This window comes from Pseudomonas sp. DF5 (assembly GCF_058148225.1).
Window position 1 is genome coordinate 38,479 of record NZ_JBYVYM010000034.1, and the last position, 26,722, is coordinate 65,200.

The window sequence follows — 26,722 nt, forward strand, 5'->3', positions numbered from 1 at the left end:
GGATGGATGCACACTATCAAATGAGGGGCGCGCAGCCTTGCATGAAGATTGCGTCATCTGTACGCGTCATAGCGTCGCGATATACCCCGTCAATCGATGGGACTGGTAGAATCGCCGCCGGTTCACATGAGGTTTTTCCATGCACGATCCCCACAGCGAACGCATGAGTGGCAGTGAGACCCGCGCAGCAAGCGGTCTGGCCCTGGTGTTCGCCTTCCGTATGCTTGGCATGTTCATGGTGTTGCCGGTGCTGGCGACCTATGGGATGGACCTGGCGGGCGCGACCCCGGCCCTCATCGGGTTGGCGATTGGCGCTTACGGCCTGACCCAGGCGATTTTTCAGATTCCCTTTGGCTTCATTTCCGACCGCATCGGTCGACGTCCAGTGATTTACCTGGGGCTGATCGTTTTCGCCCTGGGGAGTGTGCTGGCGGCCAATGCCGATTCGATCTGGGGCGTTATCGCCGGACGCATCCTGCAGGGCGCCGGGGCGATTTCCGCGGCGGTCATGGCGTTGCTGTCGGACCTGACCCGGGAACAGCATCGGACCAAAGCCATGGCCATGATCGGCATGACGATCGGTCTGTCGTTCGCGATCGCCATGGTGGTAGGGCCATTGCTGACCCGTGCCTTCGGCCTCTCGGGGCTGTTCTTCGCCACCGGCGGCATGGCGCTGCTCGGTATCGTCATCGTGATGTTCATGGTGCCGCGCGCCACCGGGCCATTGCAGCACCGCGAGTCCGGTGTCGCGCGTCAAGCGCTGATACCGACGCTCAAGCACCCGGACCTGCTGCGCCTGGACCTGGGCATTTTTGTGTTGCACGCGATGTTGATGTCGAGCTTCGTTGCATTGCCCCTGGCGCTGGTCGAAAAAGCCGGTTTGCCCAAGGAGCAGCACTGGTGGGTGTACCTCGCTGCGCTGCTGATTTCTTTCTTCGCCATGATCCCGTTCATTATCTACGGCGAGAAGAAACGCAAAATGAAACGAGTTTTATTGGGCGCGGTGCTGACGCTGATGCTCACTGAGCTATTCTTCTGGCAGTTCGGCGACAGCTTGCGGGCTCTGGTAATCGGCACGGTGGTGTTTTTCACCGCGTTCAATCTGCTGGAAGCGTCCTTGCCGTCGCTGATCAGCAAGGTTTCACCGGCAGGCGGCAAAGGCACGGCGATGGGGGTTTATTCCACCAGTCAGTTCCTCGGTTCGGCACTGGGCGGGATCCTCGGCGGCTGGCTGTTTCAGCACGGCGGTTTGTCGGTTGTGTTCCTGGGATGTGCCGGGCTGGCTGCACTTTGGCTGGCCTTTGCTGTTACCATGCGCGAACCACCTTACGTCACGAGCCTGCGCTTGCCGTTGTCGCCCGAGGCGATCCGCGAAGCGGGTCTGGTTGAGCGCCTGAAGGCCGTCGTAGGGGTAACAGATGCGGTGATCGTTGCTGATGAAGCGGCGATTTACATCAAATTGGACACAGAACTATTGGATCGCACGACCCTTGAGCGCCTGGTGAACAACCCGGCCGAGGCAGCGTGCGTAGCCTAGGAGAACGTTATGGCCCGTGGGGTTAACAAAGTCATATTGGTCGGCACTTGCGGCCAGGATCCCGAAGTTCGCTACTTGCCTAACGGTAACGCCGTGACCAACCTGAGTCTGGCGACCAGCGAACAGTGGACCGACAAGCAAACCGGTCAGAAGGTCGAGAAGACCGAATGGCACCGTGTTTCGATGTTCGGCAAAGTGGCCGAAATCGCCGGCGAATACCTGCGTAAAGGTTCGCAGGTCTACATCGAAGGCAAGCTGCAGACCCGCGAGTGGGAAAAAGACGGTATCAAGCGTTACACCACTGAAATCGTGGTCGATATGCAAGGCACCATGCAACTGCTGGGCGGCCGTCCACAGCAGGGCGACCAACAAGGCGGGGGCAATAACTACCAGCAATCCGCCCCAGCCCCACGCCAGCAGGCTCCACGTCCGCAGCAGTCGGCACCGCAACAGTCGCGCCCGGCTCCTCCGCAGGCCGCACCGCAACCGGCTCCGGATTTCGACAGCTTTGATGACGATATCCCGTTCTGATAAGCCGCTGTTCGACAAGTGACACCGTAAAAAGCGAAGCCATTGATCTGGCTTCGCTTTTTTGTTGGCGCTGTTAACTGGACAGAGCGGTCATGTTGGCCCGCGCCATGTGCAGTTTTTTGTAGCTCTCGATCAAGCGCAAATGCCTATCGAGCCCCTCCAGCTTCATGCTGGTCGGCGTCAAGCCATGGAAGCGCACGCTGCCGTCCACCGATCCGATCGCTGCATCCATCCGCTCGTTGCCAAACATCCGGCGGAAGTTGGCCTCGTAGTCTTCCAGTTCCAGGTCTTCGTCCAGTTTCATCTCCAGCACCACATTCACGGCTTGATAGAACAAGCCGCGCTCAACCGTGTTGTCGTTGTACTGCAGGAACATTTCCACCGCCTCTTTCGCTTCTTCAAATTGTTGCAAGGCGAGATAGATCAGCAGCTTCAACTCCAGGATCGTCAGCTGACCCCAGGCGGTATTGTCGTCAAATTCGATGCCGATCAAGGTGGTGATGTCGGTGTAGTCGTCCAGCTCACTTTCCACCAGACGCTCAACCAGTGCTTGCAGTTCCTCTTCGTCCAGGCGATGCAGGTTCAGGATGTCGGCGCGGAAGAACAGCGCTTTGTTGGTGTTATCCCAGATCAGATCGTCTACTGGATAAATTTCCGAATAGTCTGGCACCAGGATACGGCAGGCCGTTGCACCGATATGCTCGTAGACCGCCATGTACACTTCTTTGCCCATGCCTTCGAGAATGCCGAACAAGGTCGCGGCTTCCTCGGCATTCGAGTTTTCACCCTGGCCGGAGAAGTCCCACTCCACGAATTCGTAATCCGATTTTGAGCTGAAGAAGCGCCACGACACCACGCCGCTGGAGTCGATAAAGTGCTCGACGAAGTTATTCGGCTCGGTCACCGCATGACCTTCAAACGTCGGCTGGGGCAGGTCGTTGAGGCCTTCGAAGCTGCGGCCCTGGAGCAATTCGGTCAGGCTGCGTTCCAGCGCCACTTCCAGGCTCGGGTGCGCGCCGAACGAGGCGAACACACCGCCGGTACGCGGGTTCATCAACGTGACGCACATCACCGGGAATTCACCTCCCAGGGACGCATCCTTCACCAGCACCGGGAACCCTTGCTCTTCCAGTGCCTGAATCCCGGCCAGTATTCCGGGGTACTTCGCCAGCACGTGAGCCGGCACATCTGGCAGGGCAAATTCACCTTCGATGATTTCGCGTTTTACCGCGCGCTCGAAGATCTCCGACAGGCACTGCACCTGGGCTTCGGCCAGCGTGTTACCGGCACTCATGCCGTTGCTCAGGAACAGGTTTTCAATCAGGTTGGACGGGAAATACACCACCTCGCCGTCGGACTGGCGCACGTAAGGCAGCGAGCAGATGCCGCGCTCTTCATTGCCCGAGTTGGTGTCGATCAGGTGGGAACCACGCAGCTCGCCGTCGCGGTTGTAAATCTTCAGGCAGTACTCGTCGAGGATTTCGGTCGGCAGTGCATCTTTACGGCCAGGCTTGAACCAGCGTTCGTCCGGGTAGTGCACAAACGCTGCGTCGGCGATGTCTTCGCCCCAGAATTGGTCGTTGTAGAAGAAGTTGCAGTTGAGTCGCTCGATAAACTCGCCCAACGCCGACGCCAACGCGCCTTCCTTGGTCGCACCCTTGCCGTTGGTAAAGCACATCGGCGAGTGCGCATCGCGGATATGCAGCGACCACACATTGGGCACGATATTGCGCCACGAGGCGATTTCAATCTTCATGCCCAGGTCCGCCAGAATGGCCGACATATTGCCGATGGTTTGCTCCAGCGGCAGATCCTTGCCGGCAATATAAGTGCTCGCCCCTGAGTTGGAAGCAGGCATCAACAACGCCTGGGCATCGGCGTCGAGGTTGTCCACCTCTTCGATCACAAACTCAGGCCCGGCTTGCACCACTTTTTTCACGGTGCAACGGTCGATGGAGCGCAGGATGCCCTGGCGGTCCTTGTCGGAGATGTCCGCCGGCAACTCGACCTGGATCTTGAAAATCTGGTTGTAGCGGTTTTCAGGGTCAACAATATTGTTCTGCGACAGGCGGATGTTATCCGTGGGGATATTGCGCGTGTTGCAGTACAACTTCACAAAATACGCCGCACACAGCGCCGACGAAGCCAGGAAGTAGTCGAACGGACCCGGTGCCGAGCCATCGCCCTTGTAGCGGATAGGTTGATCGGCCACCACCGTGAAGTCATCGAACTTGGCTTCAAGTCGCAGGTTGTCGAGAAAGTTGACTTTGATTTCCATGGGGGATTACCAGAATAACGGCTAAACGAATGGCCGCCATTATCCGGCATTTGCGCAGTAAGTCTTGTAGGTGTCTGACGATATGTCGACACCAGTCCTTTTTAGTGGGCGATGGAGGGCTCAGTCGAGTATCAGATGCGGCAAGAACCGGCTCGAATCCTTGGTAATCAAGCTGTTGTCCTCACGCACGCCGATACCGGCTGCCTGATCCCCGATCACCCAGGAGCCGATCAGCGTGTAGCTGTCGCCAAATTTCGGCAGCGGGGCAAACTCCTGAAGGATAAACGGCGCATCAGTGTAGGGGCCGTCCTCTTTTACGATCAGACCCTCAGCGGTTTGCAGCTCAATGTTCGCGCCTTCCCGTGAGAAGAATGGCTTGCGCACCCAGCCCTTGGGCACCGCTTTACGCGGGTCGGCGTCCAGATGCGCCGCGAGCAGGTTCGGGTGACCTTTGTTGAATTCCCACAGCAGCGGCAGGATGCCCTTGTTGGAGATGATGGATTTCCAGGGCGGTTCGAAAAACTGTGTGTCGCTCTGCGCAATCGCTGTGCCGAAGGGTTCGTGGAAGATGAACTCCCAGGCATGCAGTTTGAACAGGTGAGGGATCCAGCGATCTTCGAGGTCAACGAAACGTCCGTCACTGGTGAGGCCAATGTCTTCGATGTCGATGTGCCGCGATTCGATGCCGACCTTTTCCGCGACCAGGCGCAGGTAATCGGTGGTGCCCTTGTCTTCGACCGAGTCTTTCATCGAGGCGAAATAGAAGGGCTGTTTGAGTTGCAGTTGGGCAAAAGCCTGATGCAGCTTGGTGTCGATGCTGTTGAACTGGTCGGCATGCCTGGGCAGCAAGCCGCGCTCGATGCATTGCTCCAGCCAGCCCCACTGAAACGCCGCGGCCTCATACAGGCTGGTCGGCGTGTCGTAGTTGAGTTCCAGCAACTTGGCGGGCCCGTTGCCGTTGTAGGAGAAGTCCATGCGCCCATACAGGTGCGGGTGGCCTTCGAGCCATGAAGTGCGAACCATGTCGAAAAACGGCGCGGGGATGCTCAGGCGCTCCAGCAACTCTTCGCTTTGCACCACTCGCGCCACCAGGTCCATGCACATCTCATGAACCTCGGTGGTCGGGTCCTCGAGGTCGTTCTCGATCTGCTTGAGCGTGAACTGGTAGTACGCGCTCTCGTCCCAATAGGGTTCATCGTCGATGGTATGGAACAGGAAGCCGAGGCTTTCGGCGGTCTGTTTCCAGTCATGACGCTCTGCGCAGAGGATTTTCTTCATGGACTTGTTCCCTTAGCTGCTCGAACCGCCAAAGCTCTTGCCTGATCCACCCCAGCCACTGCGTGCGCTGGCCTGGCTGCCGAAGCCGCCGCGGGAAGTGGATGATGCAACGGACACTGGCTTGCTGCGGGTGATGGTGTCGGTGTAACTGCCACTGCTGCCGTACCGCGCCTGATTGGACCTGTTGAAGGTTGAACCTGACGATACCCGCTGACTGAGTGTCGAGGACGAATAGTCACCGCGATCATCGCGATAGCGGTAGACCGGCTCGGAGTAGTAACTGTTGCGGTTGTTGCTGAGCATGTTGCCGATCAGCAGTCCCGTCAGCAGGCTACTGCCGGAGAAGCCCGACCCTGCGGCATTCGCTTCCGATGCGGGCAATTTAGCCTTGGCGGCGTCCACTTCGGACTGCGTCACCTCGCCATCGGCACTCAGTTCGAAGCCGCCGAGCTTGGGGATGAATTTGCCGGCGGAATCCTGCTGGCACCAGTCGGCGACAAAGTCGGCGTCGCAATCAGCCTGGTTGTCATACACCGGCGCAATGCTTCGATGCTGGGCCATGGCCTTCATATAGGCGTCAGAACAGATGTCGACCGGGAGCTTTTCATCGGCGCACTGCTGAACGGACTGGAAATTGTACTTTTTGTGTATCTCGTAGGTTTTTTCCGTCGGCCCGCAGCCTGATATGGCCATGGCGACCGATGCCGCCAGCGAGAGCTGAACGTACTTGCTTCGTTTCATCGCAATCTCCGTGGCGCAATCAGTTCTGGGAAGGGGTCATGCACGCGGCGTTCAACATGCCGACGCTGATGGCCACTGCCGCGACATAGATACCCGCAGCGATTTCGCCGTTCTTGATGCGCTCAGAGGCGCCTTTTAGCACCAGGCTGGTCACCAGAAACGCCAGCAGTTGTACGAAAGCGGCGATCACCGCCCAGACGACGAAGTCCAGAATGCTGATCGAGTAGGCGATCACATTGCTGGCCGGAATGGCGAATCCGATGATGGCGCCTCCCAGTGCGATGGCGGCTGCAACGTTGCCCGCACGGATCAGTTCGAATTCCCGGTGCGGTGTGATTCGGGTGTAGATGAACTGGAACAGCGCGAACAGCACGGCGGCGCCGAGGATGTACAAAACAAACCCGAGTACGGCGGCTTTGTTCAGGGAGATTGAGAGCGCTTCAAGCATGGACTTCTTCCTTTTTAAAAAGTGTTCAGGTCGGTGGTGTACAGCGAAATACCCAGCGAAGTGCTCAAGCTGATGGTGCCCTCGGCGTCTTCTTCGACGGAAAACAGCAGGAATTCCCGGCGATCGGTCAGGCCGGTTTCGCGGGCGTACAACATCGAACGGTGCCCGATGCTGTAGGTCTCATCCGGATTCTTCAGGTGTTCGCTCAACGGCACCAGTTCGGTCTGGCCGTTCTCGGTGCCCCATTCGCGGGTGTATTCGACCCCGTTTAGGGTGTAGGTCGGCAGGCCGATCAGGCTTTGAGGACCAGCCAGCCGCCGCAGCTCCGCTTCACTGTTGATGGTGACGTAACTGAGGTAGTTGAACAGGATCACCGACTCGACCTGTCCGGCAATGTCGCCGGTGGTGTGCACTTGCAGCCAGTAATCCTCGTCGTTCATGTAATAGCGTGACAGCCAGTTCGACTGCCCGAGATCAACGGTGCCGGCGCTCCAGATCTGTTGGGAGCCAGGGATGATCACGTTGGTGTTGCCGTCGAGCAACAGCTTCAGGGTGGTGTCGAACATAACCCCTTTGCCAAATGCCAGGCCCAGAGGCCCGGCGACAGGCGAGGTTTCGCTGGCTGTCCATTTCGATTCGGTATTCGCGTTCGGGGCCTCAAGCCCCAGCAACTGTTTAAACCATCCCATTGGAGATTTCCTTGAGGCGAGTAGAGGCGATGTAGAAGAGTTCGCCGCCCTTGACGTGAGTGGCGCCGGGCGGGTTGATCGAAGGCTGTCGGGCGCCTTTGGCGCGATAGCCGATAAGGGTCGCGTTATGGCGTTCTTTCATCTGTGCGTACAGATCGCCGAACGTTGCTTCAAAAGTTTCGGGCAGTTTCATCAGGTATTGGGTGGCGCCTTGGCCCACGCACAGCAATTCATTGATGACCACTGACGAGCCCGGATCCTGAGAGGCGCGTACCAACATCTCGATGGCCATGCTTGAGGTGCATTCCAGGCTGGGCGCGTAGGCACTGGCGAGCGCGGCGATTTCACTTTCATTGAAGTGGGCGACCACATGCCCGACCGGACTCAGTTGATTGACCGCCAGCACGGTGGCCAGGGTCAGATCGTCTGAATGGGTGCGCACCAGTACGCGTTCGGCGCCAGGCACGCCGGCACGCAGCAAAAGCGCGACAGAGGACAGGCTTTCACCTTTGATAAAGGCCGCCTTGCCCGGCATGGGGTTTTCTTCGAGGTCGCAATCGCAAATGACGATCAGGTTGTCATTGGACGTTTCGTCCTGCAGCAGCAACTCAATAACCCGCTCGCTGGACGCGCCTTCCCAGCCGATGAGAACGGTATGGCCGACTTTGCCGGTGAAATCGCCTTTGCCCTTCATGCCTTTTCTCCATACATCGATGACACTGCTGGTGGTTTTGCCGATGGCTGCGGTCAGCAGCGCAATGCCCCCGAGCATGACCCAGGTGGCCACGAAAATCCGTCCCGCGGCTGTCTGTGGCGCAAGATCGCCGTAGCCGACGGTGAGCGTGGTGGTGAGATAGAAGTAGGTGAACGTGGCGGGAGCGATGAGGTGTTGTTCGCCCAGAAACGCCAGGCCGAGCCAGGCCGTGCTCAGGTGTACGCCCAGCGCAATGGCCAGGCCGGCCCAGCCGAAGCGATGGAAGAAGGACGCAGCGTACGCGCGCAATAAAAGGAAAATCGACATTACATCCCTGACTCCTTGGGGGCTCATTCCTGGCGACGTAATCGCTCGGGCATCTGAGTGCTCGAATGCGGTTACCGGGCGGCATTAAACCTGCTGCGCGGCGTAGATAACAGTACCTTGGCTGCAATAAAACCGCCGATTGCACCAAAAATATGCCCTTCGAAGGAAATGCCCCGGCGCGGAAGGAAGCCAACAATCAGCCCACCATAGAGCAGGGCCACGACACTGGCCGTTATCAGGTTGCTCCAGCTCCTCTGGAACCAGGCGCGCGAAAGAAGATACGCCCACAGACCGAACACCCAGCCGCTGGCACCGATATGCACGCCGGCAAAACCGAACAGCCAGATCAGCGAACCGCCCAGCAAAATGATGATAGCGCTGACGGCCATGAACCGGTTGAGCCCTTCGACGATGACCAGGGTACCGAGGATCAAAAAGGCAATCAGGTTGGCACTCAGGTGCGCAAAGGATGTGTGCAAGTAAGGCGAGGTGATGATGCCGACCAGTCCGTGCAGGGTTCTCGGAACCAGGCCGAAGGCGTTAAGGCTGTAGCCGGTCGCCACATTGAGCAGTTGCAGCGCAACCATGAAGATGGCCAGGCCAGCGATTGTCTTGAAACCCTTCAGGGCATCCATCCTTGACCTCGATCAGGCAAAAAAGAAGGGCCATCGATTAATGCCCGTCAGCCAAGCGCAATCCATGTGGGAGCGGCTTGGCACCCGGGACATGGGTGCCAAACCGCGGTGTTGCCCGTGCCGGGTTACTCGGCCGATTTCTGCTTCAGGCGTTCCAGAATAGCGTTGGCACTGCCCGAATCCGGCGTGATGCCGGCTTCTCGAAGCTTGCGCTCCAGGTCGGTGCCGGTCGACGCGTCGGCCAGTTCGTCCTGGGCTTGCAGTTCAGCGGCGCGTTGCTGCTGCTTGGCCTGCAGGCGGTTCAGCGTACCAACGGCGGTTTCCAGCTTGCCGTTGGCGCCGCCACTGGCGATCGAAGCGCTGACCTGGGCTTTCTGTACGCTTTCACGAGCCTTGGCCATGTCCACTTGCTGGCGCAGGCTTTTGATGCGGTTTTCAGCCTTGGTGATGTCTTTGCGCATGTTGTCGGCATAACCGCCGAATTCGGTGGCCTGCTTTTGCTCGACATCCAGTTCATTGGTCAGGGTCGAAATGGCTTCGGCCACTTCCAGTGCCAGGTCTTCGCGGTTGGCCTGGATGGCGGCCAGGGCCTTGGATTCCAGGTCCTTGATCTTGGCGTTGTACTCGCTGACGCGGTCAGCCGACAGTTTGTGTTTGGCCATGATGGTGACCAGCTCACGCTTGGCGTTGGCCAGCGCGCTGTCAGCATCGCGAATTTCCTGGTCGAGAATGCGCAGGGCCTGTTGGTCGACGATCGATTCGCCGACTTCGTTGGCACCGCCACGCAATGCGGTGAACAATTTGCTCCAGATGGACTGAGTCATTGGATATTTCCTGTTCCCGAATAATTAATTGAAGAAGCGTTCGAAAGCTTCGCTGGCGCGCTGGACGTTGTCGACGAGGGTTTTGACCTCGGTCACGACGTTGGTCAGGCTGGAGTCGGAGCTCAGCGCGCCGAACATGTTGTAAACGATCTGCCCATTGGGCATGGACTCGATCCCGATCGAGGACAGCGGGAACATTTCCCGGCTGCGCAGAACGGCATCGTTGAAGGCCGGGACGTCGTTGATCGACTCGACATCGACCAGAACGGTATCGACGATGATCTGATCGCCAACCACCGCGATGTAAATCGGCAAGCCACCGAAATCGTTCATTTCCAGCTTGATGCTGGACTCGGAGCCTTGAACGAGGGAGAGGGTGATTTCGTTCGCAACCACTTCGTCGAGGGCCTGGAGGGCGCTGTAGAGGCGATCGATGTTCCAGTTATTACCTGCGCTCATGTAATTCTCCGACATGAATGAGCCAGCCAGAATCGGTTGGCGTAGCTGTTTCTCCATCTGCTTGAGCAGGCTTCGATTTTCGGGAAGCACCCAAGTCTCGTGTTTCACATAGCCGGCGGCACCCAGGCCCGCGCGCATCTGCTTCATGTAGAAGCTCGATGGTTTTTTCGCGGAGGGTTTCGAGCGCTCTCCCTTGCGGCTCGCTGAATCGGTAACAGACCCGGTAGGCGGATCTGATGGAGAGCTGCTTTTCATGGTGCTGATCCCGTTGTGAAAAAACTCACGCGTGAGAAACACTACAGGCAATATTTGCGGACCTCAATAGCTCACGCGTGAGATTTTTTTCGACGGTTGCGCAGGTGTATGAAAAAGAAGAGCAGCATAATGCCAGTCAGTTAAGCGCGATCCATGTGGGGCGCGGGCTTGCTCGCGAAAGCGGTGTGTCAGTCAACAATGATGTCAACTGACACTCCGTCTTCGCGGGCAAGCCCGCTCCCACAGGTTCCGCATTTAGCCCGCTAGAAAGTCATCGGTGGACACCACGCTCGCATAAGCAAACCCCAGGGCCGACATGAACGCGGCATGCACATGGGCGGCCGGGACGGTGACGCCGTTGAACTCCAGGTCAAGGGTGGCACAGGCGTCGTGGATCACCGTGACCGTATAGCCGAAGTCCGCTGCGGCACGAGTGACGCCGTCGATGCACATGTGGCTCATGCTGCCGACGACCACCAGGTGTTCGATACCTTGCTGGTCGAGGATGGCCTTGAGCTCGGTTTCGCGGAACGAGTTGACGAAGTGCTTGAGCACCACCGGTTCATCGGCGCGGTTCAGGACTTTGGGGTGCAGTTTTGCGCCGTCGGAGCCCGGAGTGAAGAACGGTGCGGTGTCGGAGGTGAATTCGTGGCGGATGTGTACCACCGCGTCACCGGCCTCGCGAAAGGCCTGGATCAGCCGTGAAGCGTTGTCTGCGGCGGCATCGGCGCCTGCCAAAGGCCACTTGCCCTGGGGGAAGTAGTCGTTCTGGATATCGACTACGATGAGTGCTTGCTTGGCCATGAGTGTTTCCTCGAAGTGCTTGTTGGGTGTGATTCAAGTATTAGGTTTTGCAGGCCGTCCGAGGATTGGCCGCACCGACAATAGAAGGGGGAAAACTGACAATGGGCGTAGAAAGGACAGTCGTCGAATTGGGCGTGCTGATCTATCCCGGCGCGCAGATGGCGGCGGTGCATGGTCTGACGGATCTGTTCGGGGTGGCCAACCGGATTGCCGCCGAGCATCAGACGGCGCAGTTGCCGTTGCTGCGGGTCAGTCATTGGCGAGTCGAGGGCGATCAGGTGCCCGAGCGGGTCTACGACAGTCAACCCGGTCCGGCTGGCGCGTTGGTCGCGGTGTTGATCCCGCCATCAATCGCCGGTTTTTCCAAGGGCCAGGCAACACAAGGGCTGATTCGCTGGATTCGTCAGCAACATGCCAACGGCGCGACGCTGGGCGGGGTTTGCGTGGGGTCGATCCTGTTGGCTGAAAGCGGCCTGCTCGACGGCCGTAGCGCCACTACTCATTGGACCTCGGCCAAAGCCTTCGCCGAACGTTACCCGGCGATCAAGCTCAAGGCTGACACGCCCATCGTCGATGACGGCGATCTGATCACGACGGCGGGGTTGATGGCCTGGTCAGAACTGGGGTTACGCCTGGTGAACCGTCTGCTGGGGCCGAGCATCGCCACCAGCACGGCACGCTTTCTGGTGGTGGAGCACAGCGACAGCGCGAGCGAATGCGGCAGTAATTTTTCACCGATTCTCAGCCATGGCGATGCCTCGATTCTCAAGGTCCAGCATTGGCTGCAAAGCACCGGGGCGGTCGATGTCTCGCTGGCGGCAATGGCCGAACGGGCGGGGCTGGAAGAGCGCACCTTCCTGCGGCGATTCCGCGCGGCGACCGGGTTGAAACCCACCGAGTACTGCCAGCACCTGCGCGTCGGCAAGGCGCGGGAGATGCTCGAATTCACCAACGGCACCATTGATCACATTGCCTGGACCGTGGGTTATCAGGACCCGAGTGCATTTCGCGCGACGTTCAAAAAGATTACCGGGCTCGCGCCGAGCGATTACCGGACGCGTTTTGGCGTGACGCCGAGCGCAGTTGTGGCCCGATAGCCAGAACACACCAGGTCAAAAAATGTGTTCGGGCTTGAGTCGTGCAAAATGCCAGAGTCTTGAGAGCCCGTCGTGCAGAATCAAACAGGCTTAATGCCATTGCTGTCTAAGCAACCGGCTGATTTACAAGTCGTTCTTCATCAGCCGCCATTGGCCTGATCCCTGCACCCCTCCAGCTACATTTATCAAACGCAGATTGAAGGGGAACCCATGACCCCAACAAATCGCCAGAAACTGGTACTTGCCCATTCGGTGCGTGCCGATGCCCCGCTGCACGAAGTCGAAACCAATCGCGCGCTGGCCCGTTGGCTGGCGCAGATCGTCGGGCTCGAATACGGCGGCAGTTACGACCCGCAACTGCACAGCGGTCGCGACCTCTATCTGTTGCCGACCCAGACGCTGGTGGGCGCCGCTGCCGCCCGGCAACTGGGTGTCAAAGGACCGGAGGATTTGTGGGGCGGTTACGTCGACCACGATTTCATCTGCACCAAAGCCATCAGTCATGGGCTGTTGAACCGCAATGCGTTCGCCCCCGAAGGCTGGGTGCCGCTGTTTTCCGAGCGGGTGCGCAGCGTCGTGCTCGATGGCCTCAGCGTGTTCTCCCTGGACGATGCGCGCCCGGCCGCGGAGCATCTGCTCTACAGCGGCCCGATCCGCATGAAGCCTATTCACGCCTGCGCCGGACGCGGTCAGGAAGTGATCAAGAGCCTCGACCAGTTCGACGCCATCCTCGCTCGCCCCGAGGCCAAGACACTGTTCACCGAGGGCGTGGTGCTGGAACAGGATTTGACTGAGGTGGTCACCCATAGCGTCGGGCAAAGCTTCATCGGCGACAAAGTGCTGAGTTATTGCGGTGATCAATACTTGACCGAAGACGGTCAGGGCGAGCAGGTTTATGGAGGGTCCGACCTGTTGGTGGTGCAGGGTTATTACGAAGATCTGCTGGCGCTGGAACTGCCGGATGATGTGAGGCTGGCGATCCAGCAGGCACAGGTGTTCGACAGTGCGGCGGATGAGTCCTACCTCGGTTTCTATGCTTCGCGGCGCAACTACGACATCGTCCAGGGGCTGGACTGCAACGGCCGACAACGCAGCGGTGTGCTCGAACAATCCTGGCGTCTGGGCGGTGCCAGCAGTGCCGAAGTCGCGGCGCTGCAAAGCTTCGTCAACGACCCAGGCCTGCGTGCGATTCGCGTGTCATCGGTCGAAACCTATAGCGATCAATCGCTGCCGGAGAACGCCATCGAGATTTACCGCGGGCCGGCTGAGCACAGTGATTTTCTTCTCAAGTACGTGACGGTCAAATCCTATGACGGCTAGAAGCGAAACCATTCAGATCGACATCGACGATGAACAGATGAGCGGGACCTTCCTCAGCCCCAAATCGAAAGTCCCGGGGGTGCTTTTCGTCCACGGCTGGGGCGGTAGCCAGGAGCGCGACCTGGAGCGTGCCAAAGGCATCGCCGGGTTGGGTTGTGTGTGCCTGACGTTCGACTTGCGCGGCCACACCAGCGGGACCGGCATTCCGTTGTCCCAAGTCACCCGCGAAGACAACCTGCGTGACCTGCTGGCAGCCTACGACCGCTTGCTCGCCCACCCGGCGCTCGACACCTCTGCGATCGCAGTGGTCGGCACCAGTTATGGCGGTTATCTGGCAGCGATCCTGACGACATTGCGCCCGGTGCGCTGGCTGGCGCTGCGGGCGCCGGCGCTGTATCGCGACGACTTGTGGCACACGCCCAAGCGTGACCTGGACAAGGCCGACTTGCACGATTATCGCGGCACTCGGGTACGCGCCGACAGCAATCGCGCGTTGCACGCCTGTTCGCAATTCACCGGGGATGTGTTGTTGGTGGAGTCCGAAACTGACGCCTATGTGCCCCACGCGACCATCATGAGTTACCGCGCCGCGTGCCAGCAGACTCACTCGCTGACTCACCGGATCATCGACGGTGCCGATCACGCCTTGAGCGACCCGGTTTCACAGCAGGCATACACCTCGATCCTGGTGGGCTGGATCACCGAGATGGTGGTGGGTGAGCGGTTGAGCATCATTCAATCGAGTTGAGAGAGGCGGTGGTCTTGCGGTCGTTCGCAGGCAAACCACATCTCACCGAGGTTTCTTCGAGATCCGCAACGACTTGGCCTTGGCTTCCACCACCAGATACATCACCACGGTTATCAACAGCGGCAGAATGAAATAGATCGCCCGATAAGCGATCAACCCCGCCACCAGGCTGCCCCGCGATACTTCGTGCTGCAGCAGCGCCACGAACACCGCCTCCAACACACCGAGCCCGGCCGGAATATGGGTGATGACCCCGGCAATGGCGCTGATCAGCAACACGCCAAGCACCAGCGGATAGTCCAGTTTGCTTGGCAACAACGTGAAGATCACCGCCGCCATCAGCGCCCAGTTCAGCGCGCCGAGGGCCAGTTGCAGGATCGCCATGCGTAGCGACGGCAGAATGATTTCCACGCCGCGAACCGACCATTTCCGGCGTCTGGAATACCGGCAGGCCGCCAGATACCCCGCGCTCGACAGCAGCAACAAAACCCCCACGTCTTGCAGCGCGTCGCTGCTCAGTTTCCAGCCCGGCGGCATCCGCACCAGGCCGCTGCTGAACACCGCGCCGGCAATCACCATGTAGCCGAACCAGTTGGTCGCCAGGCTCAGCCCGAGGATTTTTGCGATGTTGCCTTTACTCACGCCGAGCCGCGAATACAGTCGATAACGCATGGCGATGCCACCGACCCAGGCGCTCAGGTTGAGGTTGAAGGCATAGCTGATAATCCCCACCGGGAGCACCTGCCGCCAGGTCAGGTTCTGTCGGAAGTAGGTGCGCCCGATCAAGTCGAAACAGGCATAGACCAGAAAACTCGCCAGGGTCACACCAGAGGCGATGATCAGTGTGCGCACTTTGAAATCGGCCAGGGTGTCGAACACTTCGTTCCATTCGATGCGCTGGGCGAGCATCGTGAACAAAACGATCAGCGCCAGGAAAAACAGCATCGTCAGCGGTCTTTTCCAGCGGTGCCAGGGGTGTTTTCCCGGCGTATCGGAGTGGGGCGCAGGCTGCGCTTGGGAATGGCTCATGCCTTGGCGCTTCCGGGGGGATGGATAAAGGGCTTCAGGCGCGGTTTATGCGCCGGCAACCAACCGGCCCATGCGGGGAAATGCCGCAGGAAGTGAAACACCAGAAAGCCGATGGTCATGTCCCAGATCCGCCCGCGAGAGGCTGTGTCCGCCGACATGACCTTGCAATGGTTGCTGCTCAACTCGTCGAGACGCTCGTACAGATCGTGGTTGAAGACACGGTCGCGGATCAGCACGTTGGCTTCCAGGTTCAGGGACAGGCTCAGTGGGTCGAGGTTGCTTGAGCCGACAGTGCTCCAGTCCTCGTCGACCAGGGCGACTTTGCCGTGCAGGGGGCGGTCGCAATATTCGTAGATCACCACCCCGGCGCGCAGCAGGTAGTCGTAGGTCATGCGTGCGGCGAATGTGGCCACGCGCATGTCCGGCTGCCCCTGAAGAATCAGGCGCACCTTGACCCCGCGGCGTGCCGCATTGCGGATCTCCCGCAACAGCCGATAGCCGGGGAAGAAGTAGGCATTGGCGATCACCACGCGCCGTCGGGCATCGCGCAGCACTTGCAAATATACGTCTTCGATATCGCTCTGGTGTTCTGCATTGTCGCGATACACCAGCCGCACCTGACCGTCATGATCGTTGACCGCCAGTTCCGCGTGTCGCTGTCGTCGGCGTTGCCACCAGTATTTGGCTCGGGCCGGGCGACCGCCTTGCAGCAAGGCGAAGTGATGAATATCGGCCACCGCCGGGCCTTGCACCTCAACCGAGTAATCCTGTTTGGCCTGGGGGCCGAAGTCGGCCAGATGGTCGGCGGAAAAGTTGATTCCGCCGAGGAACGCAATCATGCCGTCGACCACCACAATCTTGCGGTGCAGACGGCGGAACCAGTTGGTGCGGATGCCCAGAAGGCGCGGGGCAGGGTCGAATATTTGCAGGTGCACACCGGCATTGCTCAGGGTGGCGAGAAACTCGGTACTCAGTTCGCCACAACCAAAGCCATCGAGACTGGCAGTAACACGCACGCCGCGTTGCGCGGCTTCAATCAGGATCTGTTGAAGCTCATTACCGACCTTGTCCTCGAACACAATGAAGGTTTCCAGGAGGATTTCGCTCTGGGCCTGGCGCAGTACTTCAAACACCCGTGGAAAATACGCCTCACCGTTTTCCAGCAATTGGACCCGGTTGTTACCGTGCCAGCCGTACTCAACCTCAGTCACCGCAGGTTCGCGCACGGGTGGAGGTGTGGAGATTCGTTCGACCGTGGTTTTTTCCATCGATGGGTTGCTCATAGCTCGATCTCCACCGACAGTGGCGCATGGTCGGAGAGATGGGACCAGGGTCGCGCCGCCAGTACTTGTGGATGGCTGGCCTTGAGGTTACGCACATAGATGCGGTCCAGGCGTAACGCCGGCAAACGCGCCGGGAAACTGCGTGCCGGCTTGCCATGCCGCTCGGCGAACACTTCACGCAAACCGCAAGGCTTGAGCAACGCATCGGCGCGTTGACGCCAGTCGTTGAAGTCACCGGCGACGACCACTGGGGCATCCTGCGGCAGCTCTACCAGACGTTGGGTCAGCAGCTTGAGTTGTGCCGTGCGGTGACTTTCGCGTAGCCCCAGATGGACGCAAATGGCATGCACTTCCCGGCCATCGCCAGGCATGCGCAGCACGCAATGCAGGATCCCACGGTTCTCATGGCCGCTGATGGACACGTCGAGATTGTCGTGACGCACGATCTGGAATTTCGACAACAGCGCATTGCCGTGATCGCCCGCCGGGTAGACCGCGTTGCGTCCGTAGGCGAATTGCGGCCACAGGGTATCGGCGAGGAATTCGTACTGAGGCATTGCCGGCCAATTGTTGTAGCGCAGGGGATGATGCTCGTGGGTGCCGTGGACCTCCTGCAAAAACACCACATCGGCGGACACACTGCGCACCGCTTCGCGCAATTCGGGCAGGATGAAGCGTCGATTGAGCGCGGTGAACCCCTTGTGGGTATTGACCGTCAACACGGTGAAGCGGCTCACGGCATTGATGATGGATTGCTGTTCATCCGTTCCGCCGACCGGTTCGGGAATGCTCATGGCAGTGCTCCTTCGGCAACCGGCTCGCCAGGGGCAGTGACCAGGTCTTTGTCGAGATGCAAGCGCTCAAGCAGGCGGCGGGCATCGAAAGGCGCGCGGACTTTGATGTCGTTATCGAAATAGCAAAACACCTCCCGGGATCTGCGAGTCTTGGGTTTCTGCCGGGGCGCGATCAATTGCGGATCTGCCGGTTGCTGGCCGTGATGCCAGGCCTCGATCCGCTCGCTCCAGCGTTGCAGCGCTTGAGGGGTGTAACCGCTGGCGTAGAGTTCTTCGGCGCCGTGCAGGCGCAGGTAGACGAAATCGCTGGTGAGGTCTTCACGGTACGGCCATTTGCCGGCGGTATCGGCAATCACCAACGCGGTGTTGTAGCGTTTGAGCAGCCGGACGAAGGCCGGATCGACGAAGCTTTCGTGGCGAATTTCCACGGCATGGCGCACCGGTTTTTTGCCGTAGGCCTTCATGCTGGCGTGACCGTTCAGACGTGTTTCGTGCTGGCGGGCGAGGGCGGCGGCCTGTTCGGTGTCGTGGGGCAGTTGTTCAAGAAAGTGTTCGAACAGCTCCGGGTCGAATTTGAAGCTGGGCGGAAACTGCCAGAGGATCGGGCCGAGTTTTTCCTTGAGCTCCAGCACCCCGGAGGCGAAGAAATTCGCCAGGGGTTTATGGATCTCCCGCAGGCGCTTGATGTGGGTGATGAAGCGCGGCGCCTTGACGCTGAACACGAAGCCTGGCGGGGTTTCGGCGTACCACTGGGCGTAACGTTCGGGGCGTTGCAGGGCGTAGAACGATCCATTGATTTCGATGCTGTTGACTGCCCGTGACGCGAATTGCAGTTCGCGTTTGTGGGTCAGCCCCTTCGGGTAAAAGCCTCCCCGCCAGGGCGTGTAGCGCCAGCCTGAAATACCGATATGAATCGCCGCCATGTCGCCTCCCATCCTCGGACAGCCCTGTCTTTTGATGACTGCCAGGCGTGCGAGAAAGTTTCGACGGGGCTACGGACGGTAAAAGCAAAAGATCGCAGCCTTCGGCAGCTTCCCACTGGCGCGCAGGAGTTGCCGAAAGCGACGATCATTTGATCTATCAGTGTCCGGCGACGATCCGGGCCGAACCTTCAGCCGGCTCCGCATACACCGGGCCCAATCGATCGAGACGACCACTCCAGGCGGTCAGTGCCAATGCCACCAACACCACCAGGCCACCGATCCACGCGGTATGGATCAGGCCCATATGCGCCACGATCAAGCCACCACCCCACGCACCACCGGCAATGCCGAGGTTGAACGCCGCAATGTTCAGGCCCGACGCCACGTCCACCGCATGTGGGGTGTGATGTTCGGCCTGACGCACCACATACACCTGCAGCCCCGGCACGTTGCCGAACGCCACCGCACCCCAGACCAGCACAGTGGCCAGGGCCAGCCATGGATTGGCGGCGGTGAAGGTCAGTGCGAACAGTACGGCGGCGAGCAGGGCGAAGATGATTTTCAGGGCGCCGATCGGGCCGCGTTTATCCGCCAGCTTGCCGCCCCAGATGTTGCCGACGGCCACCGAGATGCCGTACACCAGCAGCACCAGGCTGACGGTGCTGGCGCTGAAGCCCGCAATGTCCTGAAGAATCGGTGCCAGAAAGGTGAAGGCGATGAACGAGCCGCCGTAGCCGACCGCCGTCATGGCATACACCAACAACAGGCGCGGTTGCTTGAGCACTTGCAATTGCTGCAACAGCGAAGCCGGTTTGCTGTGGGCGATGTTCTTCGGTACGTAGAGCAGGCTGCCGATGAAGGCGATCACACCCAGTGCAGACACCGCGAGGAAGGTTTCACGCCAGCCGAAATGCTGACCGATAAACGTCCCCAGCGGCACGCCAGTGACCAGCGCCACGGTCAGGCCGGTGAACATGATGGCAATCGCGCTGGCGGCTTTTTCCTTCGGCACCAGGCTGGTGGCGATGATCGAGCCAATTGAGAAAAACACCCCGTGGGCCAGGCCGGTGACGATCCGCGCAATGATCAGCGACTCGTAGCTGGGCGCTTTCCAGGCCAACAAGTTGCCGAGGGTGAACAGCACCATCAGCGACAACAGCAGCAATTTACGCGGGACTTTGCCGGTGAGGGCGGTCAGCACCGGCGCGCCGACGGCCACCCCGAGTGCATACAAACTGACCAGCAAACCGGCGGACGGCAGGCTGACGCCGAGGTCGGCGCCGATGGTGGGTAACAGGCCAACGATGACGAACTCCGTCGTCCCGATGGCGAAAGCGCTGAGGGTCAGCGCCAGCAAGGCAATGGGCATGGCTGCAACTCCGGTGGATTGATTGATGGAGCGCAGTGTCGGGGTTTGGGGCGTGCGGAAAAATACAGGGATGGGCATTTGATATTTGCGTGCAGATCAAATATCTCACGGCTGGTATTAAACCTTGTGGCGAGGGAGCAAGCTCCATCGCCACAGGGGATTGTGTCCAATAACAACACAACCCCTGTAGGAGCGAGGCTTGCCCGCGAAGAACGATAACGCGGTCTGCTGATACACGCGGCGCTCCCTTCGCGGGCAAGCCTCGCTCCTACAGGGGGGAGTGGCGGATCAGTGTGTTGCGTACTTCTGTAGTCGATTGCTGATCCAGCTCCAGCCAGAACTGCTGCTTGCCGGCGATCTCGGCGGCAGCCGGCAAGCCATCGCGATACACCAGCCGATTGCTCGCCAGCGCCGGTACTTTCGGACCCGGCAGCAGGGTGCCGGCGAGGTTCAGCGGATCCACCCCGCACACCGCAATCAAACTACCGTCATGGGGGCGCCGCCTGACTTCGCGCAGCAACGGGATCGCCTCGGGCAGGGCAAACTGTTCGCCGGCCAAACCACTGACAAACCGCCCGCCACGAATCTCGCCCCGGGCCTCCAGCCGATGGAACGTGCGCAGCAATTCCCGCCAACTCGGCAACCAGTCCGCCTCGCGCTCCAGTAAGCGCCAGAACACCACGCCGTACCGGCGCAGCAAGGTCATGGCGATGTGTTCCAGGGTTTCTGTGGGTGTGGACGTCGGGCGTTGTTTATCCACAACCGGCGCGACCGCACTGCGGCGCAGCAACGCCCAACGCCCGGCGTCGTCCATCCCGCCGACAAACGCTCCACGCCCGCGTCGACTGCTGCGATTCTGGCGTTTGCTGGCCGGGGTGATCAGCGCCCGCAACCCGGCGAAACTGTCGGCGTTGACCAGTCCGGCGCCGACCAGTTCCTGCAAGGCGATTTCCAGTTCCGAGCGCAGCAGATGGGCCTCGTGCATCAGCTCATCGAAAAACAGCGCGCCGTGCTGGCTGAGTGCTGCATGGACCTTTTGTGTTTTGGGCGACAGCTCGCTGACCGGCGTCTGTTCAGTCAAGCTGCTCCACAACCCGACCTGATTCCGCGGCAGCAGCAGAATCGGCGTGCTGCGCAATGCCGTGCCGGTGCTTTTGTTGCGCGCGGTCAGGCGGGTCCAGACCAGTTTGCCGCTGCGGCATAACTCATCCAGCCAGCTCGCCGAATAGTCTTTGAGCCGCGCCGGCAGAATGTCGCTGTCCCATGCCGAAGCGGCGGCGGGGTAGCCTTCGAACTGGCTGATGATCGCCGGCAACACTGCGCTGCCCTGGCCTCGGCTCATGCTGGAAAGATGCTGCCAGTCGAACAGGAAACGCATGAAATCCTGCAACGCCACTGGCTCGATTTCCCGTCGCAGCCGTTTGACCGTGTAGCGATGAATCCGCGCCAGCAGATGCCGTTCGCACCATTCCTCTTCGCGGGCGTCCGGGCTGAACTGCCCGCGCAGCACGTAACCTTCACGTTCCAGTTGGGCCAGGGCCTGAGTGACTTGAGTCGCCGGTAATCCAAGCGGTTCGGCAATCGCCTTCAGCGGCAGCGGGCCAAACGCACTGAGTCGCGCACGGACCACTTCCAGCACCGCTTCGTCCGGCTCCCAGGTTTCATCGAAACCGGGCAACGCCTCCAATGACGGAAACAAGGTGGCCTGTGGATAAATCGCCCGCAGGCAGGTCAGTCGCTCCAGTGGCAGCCACAGCGATTGCTTGGCGTTGATCTGCAAACGGCTGGCGCGGCCACTGTCGGCCAGGGTGTTCAGCCATTCGAGCCAATTGGGGTTGGCCCGGGCCTCGGCGTCGGTGATGCACGCCAGGCTCATCAAGGCCTCATGCATTTCATCGAGGCCGGTTGGCGTTGGCCAGGCTTCGTCGCGCACCGCGGCAATCGCGTCGGCGTCCAGCGCACCGAGGTCGTCGGTGGACTGCGGATCGCTCCATCGGCGGTTGAGCACCGCCTGAGTACGGCGTTCTTCCAGCGGCGCGTCGTCGAGGAAGGTGTAGGGGCGGGCACTGAGGATTTCCGCCGCCAGTGGCGAAGGCGCCGGCAGGTCGCGGCTGATCAGGCGGATATCGCCCTGTTCCATGCGCCGCAACAACGCCAGCCAGCCTTCGCTGTCCATGGCCTCGTGCAGGCAATCGTCGAGGGTTTGTTCCACCAGCGGATGGTCGGGAATCTCGCGCTCGCCGGCGAGGTTTTCCACGCAGGCGATCTGATCGGGAAACACGCTGGCGATCAGGTCTTCGCTTTTCATCCGCTGGATCTGCGGCGGTACTTTGCGGCCGCCGCTGTAGCGTGGCAGCGCGAGGGCGACCCCGGCATTCCAGCGCCAACGCACGCCGAACAGCGGGGCTTCGAGCACCGCTTGAGTCAGGATATGTTCGGCGCTGTTGCTGTGCAGGTAGCGCCAGACGTCGTCCAGCTCGAAGCTGTGGCTGGTGGATAGCGACAACACGATGGCGTCCTCGCTGGCGGCGGCCTGCAATTCGAAGTTGAAGGTGCGGCAGAAACGCTTGCGCAGGGCCAGGCCCCAGGCGCGGTTGATGCGGCTGCCGAACGGTGAGTGGATGATCAGTTGCGTACCGCCGGACTCGTCGAAAAAACGCTCCATCACCAGTGTGTCTTGCGACGGCAAGGCGCCGAGGGTCAGGCGGGCTCGGGCCAGATAGTCGACCAGTTGCTCGGCGCTGGCGAGGTTCAAGCCGAGAGTGTCGGTCAGCCAGTCGAGGGCTGGTTGCAGATCGCCGGGTGTGGCGGCGAGCAGTTCATCGAGTTGCGCTTGAAGGCGGGCCACGGCGAACGACAGTTCATTGCTGCGACCGGGTGCTTCACCGAGCCAGAACGGAATGGTCGGCGGCTGGCCCTGAGCATCTTCGACCCGGACCTTGCCGGTTTCGACCCGCAGGATTCGATACGAGGTATTGCCCAGCTGAAAGATATCCCCGGCGATGCTTTCCACCGCGAAGTCTTCGTTGACGCTGCCGATGTTCAGCCCCTGAGGCTCCAGCAACACGCTGTAGTCGGCGTTGTCGGGAATCGTCCCGCCGCTGGTCACGGCGGTCAGCTTCGCGCCCCGACGACCGCGCAAGGTGCGGCTTACGGCGTCCCGGTGCAGGTACGCGCTACGTATGCCCTGGCGACCGTTGTAGCCCTCGGCGAGCATGTGCAGCAGCGCCTGATAATGTTTTTCGTCGAGCTTGGCGTAAGGCGAGGCTTTACGCAGCATCTCCAGCAACGCCTGCTCGTGCCATTCCTGGCAACTGACCTCGGCGATGATCTGCTGGGCCAGCACGTCCAGCGGCGCTTCGGGGATCAGCAAGGTGTCGAGTTCGCCACGGCGCACGCAATCGAGCAAAGCGGCGCATTCGATCAGGTCGTCGCGGGTGGTGGCGAACAATCGGCCCTTGGGCGTGCCGCCGACCTGGTGCCCGGAGCGGCCGACCCGTTGCAGAAAACCGGCAATCGAGCGCGGCGAAGCGATCTGGCACACCAGGTCGACGTCGCCAATGTCGATCCCCAACTCCAGCGAGGCGGTGGCGATCAGCACTTGCAGCTCGCCGCGCTTGAGCCGTTGCTCGGCGTCCAGGCGAAACTCCTTGGCCAGGCTGCCATGGTGGGCGGCCACCGCGTCTTTGCCGAGGCGTTCGCTCAAGTGTCGGCTCAGGCGTTCGGCCAGGCGCCGGGTGTTGACGAAAATCAGCGTGGTCCGGTGTTCGCAGGCGAGGGCGGCGAGGCGGTCATAGACCAGCTCCCACACGTCGTTGGCCATCACCGCTGACAACGGCACCGGTGGCACTTCTATATCGAGATCCCGTGGGCGGGCGTGGCCGATGTCGATGATTTCGCAGTCGCGATCGCGGCCAACCAAAAAGCGCGACACCGCTTCGATGGGTTTTTGCGTGGCGGACAGGCCGATCCGCACCAGCGGTTGCGGGCAAAGCGCTTGCAGGCGTTCCAGGCTCAGGGCCAGGTGACTGCCACGTTTGCTGGCGGCGATGGCGTGGATTTCGTCGACGATCACCGTTTGCGTGGTGCCGAGCATTTTCCGCCCGGAGTCGGAGCCGAGCAGTACGTAAAGGGATTCCGGAGTGGTCACCAGAATGTGCGGCGCGGTTTTGCGCATGGCCGAGCGGTCTTTTTGCGGCGTATCGCCGGTGCGCACGGCAGTGCTGATCGGCACGTCGGGCAGGCCCATCAGGCGTAACTGCTCGGTGATGCCGGCCAGCGGGTTTTGCAGGTTGATCCGGATGTCGTTGGACAGGGCCTTGAGCGGCGAAACGTAGACCACCAGGGTTTCGTCTGGCAGGCCATCCGGGTTTTCCAGGCCACGATGGACCAGATCGTCGAGCACGGCCAGAAACGCGGTGAGGGTTTTGCCGGAGCCGGTGGGCGCGGCAATCAGCGTTGAACGGCGCTGGCGGATCAACGGCCACGCCCGGGCCTGGGCGGCGGTAGCCGTCGCGAAGGTGTTGCTGAACCAGGCGCTGACGGCGGGGTGGAAACCGTTCAGAGCGCTGTCTGCGGGGATGGGCAGGTTCATGAGCCAATTTATGCGGGTGGGGGCGGGAAGTTGCAAGTACCGCTCAGGCTCTGTGTTGATCCTGAAGCCAGTAGCTGCACCACAAATCCCCGGGAACTACACTTTACGGGTGACGGTTGCGCACTAAACCCGCAAAATGCAACGATTCCGGCAATTATTGAGGACATCGCCTGCGGGCGCTGTCGATAAAGCCATCGTTCCAATCAGACTGGGCCTGCTGACTCTATGCGAATGCGCCTTATGTTACTGGGCGGCGGAAATGCCCTTGGGCAGGCGCTGATTCGCCTCGGTGCGGAGGAAGACATCGGTTTCCTCGCCCCCCGCCCACCACAAGACGGCTGGGACGCCGCGAGCCTGACGCAACTGCTCGACGATACCCGTCCGGATGCGTTGATCAATCTCGCCTACTATTTCGACTGGTTCCAGGCGGAGACCGTCAGCGAACAGCGTCTGGCCGGGCAGGAGCGCGCCATCGAGCGTCTGGCCGAATTGTGCCAGCATCACAACATCGTGCTGGTGCAACCGTCGAGTTATCGCGTGTTCGATGGCTCCCGGGCGACCGCCTACAGCGAAAAAGACGAACCGGTACCGTTGGGCCTGCGCGGTCAGGCCTTGTGGCGAATCGAACAAAGTGTGCGCGCCACCTGTCCGCAGCACGTGTTGCTGCGTTTCGGCTGGCTGCTCGATGACAGCCCCGACGGCACCCTCGGACGATTCCTCGCCCGGGCGGAGAAAGCGGAAGAATTGCTGTTGGCCGATGATCGTCGCGGTAATCCGACGCCGGTGGACGACGCCGCCCGAGTGATCATTTCGGTGCTCAAGCAACTCGATTGCGCGGCGCCGCTGTGGGGCACTTACCACTACGCCGGGCATGAGGCGACCACGCCGCTGGCACTGGGCCAGGCGATTCTCACTGAAGCGCGCGCCCTGCACCCGCTGGCCATCGAAGCGCCGACCGCCCAGGCTCACGCCGCGCGGCCCGACGCTGCCGAAGAACCGCAACACGCGGTGCTGGCCTGCAAGAAAATTCTGCACACTTTCGGGATCAAACCCCGCGCCTGGCGCGCGGCACTCCCGGGCTTACTGGATAGGTTTTATCGCCATGGCTGACGGCCCTGTTTTAATCACCGGCGGCGCCGGTTTCATCGGTTCGCACCTGACCGATGCCTTGCTCGCCAAAGGGCATTCGGTGCGAATTCTCGATGACTTGTCCACCGGCAAACGCAGCAACCTGCCGATGGACAATCCCCTGGTCGAACTGATCGAAGGCGATGTCGCTGATGCCGCCCTGGTGGCGCAGGCGATGCTCGGTTGCAGCGCGGTGGCGCATCTGGCCGCAGTGGCTTCGGTGCAGGCCTCGGTGGATGACCCGGTGAAAACTCACCAGAGCAACTTCATCGGCTCGCTGAACGTCTGCGAAGCCATGCGTCAGGCCGGTGTCAAACGCGTGTTGTACGCGTCCAGCGCAGCGGTCTATGGCAACAACGGTGAAGGCGAGTCGATCGACGAAGACACGCCCAAGGCACCGTTGACGCCGTATGCGGCGGACAAGTTGGCGAGCGAGCATTACTTCGATTTCTATCGCCGCCAGCATGGTCTGGAACCGGTGATTTTCCGTTTCTTCAACATCTTTGGCCCGCGTCAGGATCCGTCCTCGCCGTACTCCGGGGTGATCAGCATTTTCAGCGAGCGCGCGCAGAAAGGCCTGCCGATCACCGTGTTTGGTGATGGCGAGCAGACTCGGGATTTTGTCTACGTCGAGGACCTGGTGGACGTGCTGGTGCAAGCTATCGAGAAGCCGCAGGTCGAGGTCGGCGCGGTGAATGTCGGCTGGAATCAGGCGACGACTCTCAAGCAGATGCTTGAAGCCCTTGAAGCGGTGGTCGGCAAGCTGCCGCCCGTGAGCTATGGCCCGGCGCGTTCCGGTGACATCCGCCATTCACGAGCGAACAACCGGCGTTTGCTGGAGCGGTTTACCTATCCGGAGCAGACACCAATGAGCGTTGGCCTGGCACGGTTGTTGGGGCGCTGAGGTTTTACACATCCGTGAAGAAGGCGCCTTGAA

Annotated in this window: 23 protein-coding genes; 7 read left to right on the forward strand and 16 right to left on the reverse strand. The window is 60.5% G+C overall.

Annotation, left to right across the window (positions count from 1 at the left end; genetic code table 11):
* Positions 1-139 precede the first annotated feature (139 nt).
* Together AC30D7_RS25535 and AC30D7_RS25540 are read left to right on the forward strand one after the other, a co-directional pair.
* Positions 140-1,537 carry an MFS transporter gene (locus tag AC30D7_RS25535; RefSeq protein ID WP_019650831.1) on the forward strand — a complete coding sequence of 466 codons (1,398 nt, stop codon included), beginning with the start codon at positions 140-142 and terminating at the stop codon, positions 1,535-1,537.
* 9 nt (positions 1,538-1,546) lie between these two features.
* Positions 1,547-2,068, forward strand: coding sequence for a single-stranded DNA-binding protein (locus tag AC30D7_RS25540; RefSeq protein WP_007933689.1), 522 nt, complete (start codon positions 1,547-1,549; stop codon positions 2,066-2,068).
* A 73-nt stretch (positions 2,069-2,141) separates the two neighbouring features.
* On the opposite strand, the gene AC30D7_RS25545 is transcribed toward AC30D7_RS25540, so the two are convergent.
* The 10 genes from AC30D7_RS25545 to AC30D7_RS25590 form a co-directional block, all read right to left on the reverse strand.
* Positions 2,142-4,346 carry an OsmC domain/YcaO domain-containing protein gene (locus AC30D7_RS25545; protein WP_490135915.1) on the reverse strand — a complete coding sequence of 735 codons (2,205 nt, stop codon included), beginning with the start codon at positions 4,344-4,346 and terminating at the stop codon, positions 2,142-2,144.
* A gap of 120 nt (positions 4,347-4,466) precedes the next feature.
* The gene (locus tag AC30D7_RS25550; protein ID WP_490135916.1) at positions 4,467-5,624 is read right to left on the reverse strand and encodes a glutathionylspermidine synthase family protein; all 1,158 of its coding nucleotides are present in this window, start codon (positions 5,622-5,624) and stop codon (positions 4,467-4,469) included.
* Positions 5,625-5,636: 12 nt separating this feature from the next.
* Complete coding sequence (locus AC30D7_RS25555; RefSeq protein WP_019581406.1) at positions 5,637-6,365, reverse strand: DUF1190 domain-containing protein; 729 nt, start codon at positions 6,363-6,365, stop codon at positions 5,637-5,639.
* A gap of 19 nt (positions 6,366-6,384) precedes the next feature.
* Positions 6,385-6,813, reverse strand: a complete 429-nt coding sequence (locus AC30D7_RS25560; protein ID WP_018925663.1) for a DUF350 domain-containing protein — start codon at positions 6,811-6,813, stop codon at positions 6,385-6,387.
* Between the two features lie 14 nt (positions 6,814-6,827).
* A complete protein-coding gene (locus AC30D7_RS25565; protein WP_430954400.1) occupies positions 6,828-7,502 on the reverse strand; it encodes a DUF2491 family protein in 675 nt (224 codons plus the stop codon).
* The gene (locus AC30D7_RS25570; protein WP_490135917.1) at positions 7,489-8,523 is read right to left on the reverse strand and encodes an ion channel; all 1,035 of its coding nucleotides are present in this window, start codon (positions 8,521-8,523) and stop codon (positions 7,489-7,491) included. The genes AC30D7_RS25565 and AC30D7_RS25570 overlap by 14 nt, the downstream gene beginning before the upstream one ends.
* Before the next feature lie 71 nt (positions 8,524-8,594).
* Entirely contained in the window at positions 8,595-9,158 is a 564-nt protein-coding gene (locus tag AC30D7_RS25575; protein ID WP_490135918.1) for a rhomboid family intramembrane serine protease, read from the reverse strand.
* Between the two features lie 125 nt (positions 9,159-9,283).
* Positions 9,284-9,982 carry a PspA/IM30 family protein gene (locus AC30D7_RS25580; protein WP_490135919.1) on the reverse strand — a complete coding sequence of 233 codons (699 nt, stop codon included), beginning with the start codon at positions 9,980-9,982 and terminating at the stop codon, positions 9,284-9,286.
* Positions 9,983-10,006: 24 nt separating this feature from the next.
* Positions 10,007-10,588 (reverse strand): YjfI family protein, encoded by a 582-nt coding sequence (locus AC30D7_RS25585; RefSeq protein ID WP_490135920.1) that lies wholly within the window; start codon positions 10,586-10,588, stop codon positions 10,007-10,009.
* A 363-nt stretch (positions 10,589-10,951) separates the two neighbouring features.
* Positions 10,952-11,500 (reverse strand): cysteine hydrolase family protein, encoded by a 549-nt coding sequence (locus AC30D7_RS25590; protein ID WP_490135921.1) that lies wholly within the window; start codon positions 11,498-11,500, stop codon positions 10,952-10,954.
* A gap of 101 nt (positions 11,501-11,601) precedes the next feature.
* On the opposite strand from AC30D7_RS25590, the gene AC30D7_RS25595 reads away from it, so the two are divergent.
* From AC30D7_RS25595 to AC30D7_RS25605, 3 genes are all read left to right on the forward strand, one after another.
* Complete coding sequence (locus AC30D7_RS25595) at positions 11,602-12,597, forward strand: GlxA family transcriptional regulator (RefSeq protein ID WP_490135922.1); 996 nt, start codon at positions 11,602-11,604, stop codon at positions 12,595-12,597.
* A gap of 210 nt (positions 12,598-12,807) precedes the next feature.
* Entirely contained in the window at positions 12,808-13,917 is a 1,110-nt protein-coding gene (locus AC30D7_RS25600; RefSeq protein WP_490135923.1) for a DUF3182 family protein, read from the forward strand.
* Positions 13,907-14,665 carry an alpha/beta hydrolase family protein gene (locus AC30D7_RS25605; RefSeq protein ID WP_490135924.1) on the forward strand — a complete coding sequence of 253 codons (759 nt, stop codon included), beginning with the start codon at positions 13,907-13,909 and terminating at the stop codon, positions 14,663-14,665. Before AC30D7_RS25600 ends, AC30D7_RS25605 begins: the two co-directional genes overlap by 11 nt.
* Before the next feature lie 42 nt (positions 14,666-14,707).
* On the opposite strand, the gene AC30D7_RS25610 is transcribed toward AC30D7_RS25605, so the two are convergent.
* From AC30D7_RS25610 to AC30D7_RS25635, 6 genes are all read right to left on the reverse strand, one after another.
* Positions 14,708-15,694 (reverse strand): lysylphosphatidylglycerol synthase domain-containing protein, encoded by a 987-nt coding sequence (locus AC30D7_RS25610; RefSeq protein WP_490135925.1) that lies wholly within the window; start codon positions 15,692-15,694, stop codon positions 14,708-14,710.
* Positions 15,691-16,977 carry a cardiolipin synthase ClsB gene (gene clsB / locus AC30D7_RS25615; RefSeq protein WP_490135926.1) on the reverse strand — a complete coding sequence of 429 codons (1,287 nt, stop codon included), beginning with the start codon at positions 16,975-16,977 and terminating at the stop codon, positions 15,691-15,693. The genes AC30D7_RS25610 and clsB overlap by 4 nt, the downstream gene beginning before the upstream one ends.
* Complete coding sequence (locus tag AC30D7_RS25620) at positions 16,974-17,771, reverse strand: endonuclease/exonuclease/phosphatase family protein (RefSeq protein WP_490135927.1); 798 nt, start codon at positions 17,769-17,771, stop codon at positions 16,974-16,976. Before AC30D7_RS25620 ends, clsB begins: the two co-directional genes overlap by 4 nt.
* On the reverse strand, positions 17,768-18,694 hold the full coding sequence (locus AC30D7_RS25625) for a DUF72 domain-containing protein (protein WP_490135928.1): 927 nt from the start codon (positions 18,692-18,694) through the stop codon (positions 17,768-17,770). The genes AC30D7_RS25620 and AC30D7_RS25625 overlap by 4 nt, the downstream gene beginning before the upstream one ends.
* 157 nt (positions 18,695-18,851) lie before the next feature.
* Positions 18,852-20,063: an MFS transporter gene (locus AC30D7_RS25630; protein WP_019581394.1), complete on the reverse strand. Its 1,212-nt coding sequence runs from the start codon at positions 20,061-20,063 to the stop codon at positions 18,852-18,854.
* Between the two features lie 268 nt (positions 20,064-20,331).
* Positions 20,332-24,657, reverse strand: a complete 4,326-nt coding sequence (locus AC30D7_RS25635; protein ID WP_490135929.1) for a DNA glycosylase AlkZ-like family protein — start codon at positions 24,655-24,657, stop codon at positions 20,332-20,334.
* Between the two features lie 225 nt (positions 24,658-24,882).
* Here AC30D7_RS25635 and AC30D7_RS25640 point away from each other — a divergent pair, with 225 nt between their 5' ends.
* Together AC30D7_RS25640 and AC30D7_RS25645 are read left to right on the forward strand one after the other, a co-directional pair.
* Positions 24,883-25,767: a sugar nucleotide-binding protein gene (locus AC30D7_RS25640; protein ID WP_032830885.1), complete on the forward strand. Its 885-nt coding sequence runs from the start codon at positions 24,883-24,885 to the stop codon at positions 25,765-25,767.
* The gene (locus AC30D7_RS25645) at positions 25,760-26,689 is read left to right on the forward strand and encodes an NAD-dependent epimerase/dehydratase family protein (protein ID WP_019581391.1); all 930 of its coding nucleotides are present in this window, start codon (positions 25,760-25,762) and stop codon (positions 26,687-26,689) included. Before AC30D7_RS25640 ends, AC30D7_RS25645 begins: the two co-directional genes overlap by 8 nt.
* Positions 26,690-26,722: the final 33 nt, after the last annotated feature.

Excerpts from the sequence above, each read along its gene's own strand:
- AC30D7_RS25535 (WP_019650831.1), top strand. The coding sequence starts at position 140 with ATGCACGATCCCCACAGCGAACGCATGAGTGGCAGTGAGACCCGCGCA.
- AC30D7_RS25625 (WP_490135928.1), bottom strand. The coding sequence starts at position 18,694 with ATGGCGGCGATTCATATCGGTATTTCAGGCTGGCGCTACACGCCCTGG.
- AC30D7_RS25595 (WP_490135922.1), top strand. The coding sequence starts at position 11,602 with ATGGGCGTAGAAAGGACAGTCGTCGAATTGGGCGTGCTGATCTATCCC.
- AC30D7_RS25640 (WP_032830885.1), top strand. The coding sequence starts at position 24,883 with ATGCGAATGCGCCTTATGTTACTGGGCGGCGGAAATGCCCTTGGGCAG.
- AC30D7_RS25580 (WP_490135919.1), bottom strand. The coding sequence starts at position 9,982 with ATGACTCAGTCCATCTGGAGCAAATTGTTCACCGCATTGCGTGGCGGT.
- AC30D7_RS25540 (WP_007933689.1), top strand. The coding sequence starts at position 1,547 with ATGGCCCGTGGGGTTAACAAAGTCATATTGGTCGGCACTTGCGGCCAG.
- clsB (WP_490135926.1), bottom strand. The coding sequence starts at position 16,977 with ATGAGCAACCCATCGATGGAAAAAACCACGGTCGAACGAATCTCCACA.
- AC30D7_RS25565 (WP_430954400.1), bottom strand. The coding sequence starts at position 7,502 with ATGGGATGGTTTAAACAGTTGCTGGGGCTTGAGGCCCCGAACGCGAAT.
- AC30D7_RS25620 (WP_490135927.1), bottom strand. The coding sequence starts at position 17,771 with ATGAGCATTCCCGAACCGGTCGGCGGAACGGATGAACAGCAATCCATC.
- AC30D7_RS25570 (WP_490135917.1), bottom strand. The coding sequence starts at position 8,523 with ATGTCGATTTTCCTTTTATTGCGCGCGTACGCTGCGTCCTTCTTCCAT.
- AC30D7_RS25645 (WP_019581391.1), top strand. The coding sequence starts at position 25,760 with ATGGCTGACGGCCCTGTTTTAATCACCGGCGGCGCCGGTTTCATCGGT.
- AC30D7_RS25590 (WP_490135921.1), bottom strand. The coding sequence starts at position 11,500 with ATGGCCAAGCAAGCACTCATCGTAGTCGATATCCAGAACGACTACTTC.
- AC30D7_RS25575 (WP_490135918.1), bottom strand. The coding sequence starts at position 9,158 with ATGGATGCCCTGAAGGGTTTCAAGACAATCGCTGGCCTGGCCATCTTC.
- AC30D7_RS25555 (WP_019581406.1), bottom strand. The coding sequence starts at position 6,365 with ATGAAACGAAGCAAGTACGTTCAGCTCTCGCTGGCGGCATCGGTCGCC.
- AC30D7_RS25545 (WP_490135915.1), bottom strand. The coding sequence starts at position 4,346 with ATGGAAATCAAAGTCAACTTTCTCGACAACCTGCGACTTGAAGCCAAG.
- AC30D7_RS25605 (WP_490135924.1), top strand. The coding sequence starts at position 13,907 with ATGACGGCTAGAAGCGAAACCATTCAGATCGACATCGACGATGAACAG.
- AC30D7_RS25600 (WP_490135923.1), top strand. The coding sequence starts at position 12,808 with ATGACCCCAACAAATCGCCAGAAACTGGTACTTGCCCATTCGGTGCGT.
- AC30D7_RS25630 (WP_019581394.1), bottom strand. The coding sequence starts at position 20,063 with ATGCCCATTGCCTTGCTGGCGCTGACCCTCAGCGCTTTCGCCATCGGG.
- AC30D7_RS25585 (WP_490135920.1), bottom strand. The coding sequence starts at position 10,588 with ATGAAGCAGATGCGCGCGGGCCTGGGTGCCGCCGGCTATGTGAAACAC.
- AC30D7_RS25550 (WP_490135916.1), bottom strand. The coding sequence starts at position 5,624 with ATGAAGAAAATCCTCTGCGCAGAGCGTCATGACTGGAAACAGACCGCC.
- AC30D7_RS25610 (WP_490135925.1), bottom strand. The coding sequence starts at position 15,694 with ATGAGCCATTCCCAAGCGCAGCCTGCGCCCCACTCCGATACGCCGGGA.
- AC30D7_RS25635 (WP_490135929.1), bottom strand. The coding sequence starts at position 24,657 with ATGAACCTGCCCATCCCCGCAGACAGCGCTCTGAACGGTTTCCACCCC.
- AC30D7_RS25560 (WP_018925663.1), bottom strand. The coding sequence starts at position 6,813 with ATGCTTGAAGCGCTCTCAATCTCCCTGAACAAAGCCGCCGTACTCGGG.